Below are 1,401 nucleotides of genomic sequence, written 5' to 3' on the forward strand. Positions count from 1 at the left end.
CGAGCCATGCGAGTTACCAACACCTAGCGGCAGGTCAAGTTCAAACGCTGACAATACCCGTTGGCGTAGTCGATCAAAGCGGTGCAACCGATACGCAGAACTTAACCATTACCGTGCACGGCAAAGATGATACGGCGATCATCAGCGGTGCGGATACCGGAATGGTGAGAGAAGATACCACGCTGCAAGCGACGGGCACGCTCAGTGTAAGTGATAAAGATGCTGGTCAGGATCATTTTCAAGCGGGCGATATCCAGGGTGTACACGGAACATTACACCTTCAAGCGAATGGTACCTGGACCTATGATCTAGATAATCAAAGTCGCGACGTGCAGCGGCTCGGTGCAGGCTCCTCGCCGATCAATAATACGCTGACCGATGTGATACAAATCCATTCGGCAGACGGCACCGCACACAGTATTTCGGTGACGATTACAGGTATTAACGACGCGCCCGCTTTGAGTGTCATTACAGCACAATCGGCAAGAGAGGGTGATAGCACTAAGACCACAGGTGTGCTTACCGGCTCGGATATTGATACGAATGACCAACTTACCTTTAGTGCACCGAATGTAGATGGTTTTGTACTAAAGCAAGATGGTAGCTATAGCTTCGACCCAAACCACGGTAGTTATAACCATTTGGCGCAAGGCGATGTACAAACCATCACCATCCCTGTGACAGTAACTGACCTAGCTGGCGCGACTGATACCAAGAATCTTGTCATCACCCTAACGGGCACAAATGACGCGCCGGTATTACAGCAAATCCAAGCGCAAAGTGTGACAGAGGATGGCCAATTGCTAACGGGCCAGCTTACAGCAACGGATACTGACGACCATGAAGTCGCTCGTTACAGCGTAATGCAGCAAGTTGATGGGTTTACCCTGCATGCAGACGGCAGCTATAGCTTTGATCCGAGCCATGCGAGTTACCAACACCTAGCGGCAGGTCAAGTTCAAACGCTGACAATACCCGTTGGCGTAGTCGATCAAAGCGGTGCAACCGATACGCAGAACTTAACCATTACCGTGCACGGCAAAGATGATACGGCGATCATCAGCGGTGCGGATACCGGAATGGTGAGAGAAGATACCACGCTGCAAGCGACGGGCACGCTCAGTGTAAGTGATAAAGATGCTAGTCAGGATCATTTTCAAGCGGGCGATATCCAGGGTGTACACGGAACATTACACCTTCAAGCGAATGGTACCTGGACCTATGATCTAGATAATCAAAGTCGCGACGTGCAGCGGCTCGGTGCAGGCTCCTCGCCGATCAATAATACGCTGACCGATGTGATACAAATCCATTCGGCAGACGGCACCGCACACAGTATTTCGGTGACGATTACAGGTATTAACGACGCGCCCGCTTTGAGTGTCATTACAGCACAATCGG

At 51.0% G+C, this 1,401-nt stretch carries 1 protein-coding gene; it reads left to right on the plus strand.

What is annotated here, in order from left to right:
• On the plus strand, positions 1-1,401 hold a 1,401-nt coding region (locus A3738_RS09625; protein ID WP_197473761.1), incomplete at both ends, for a VCBS domain-containing protein.

It is taken from the genome of Oleiphilus sp. HI0066, from assembly GCF_001635725.1.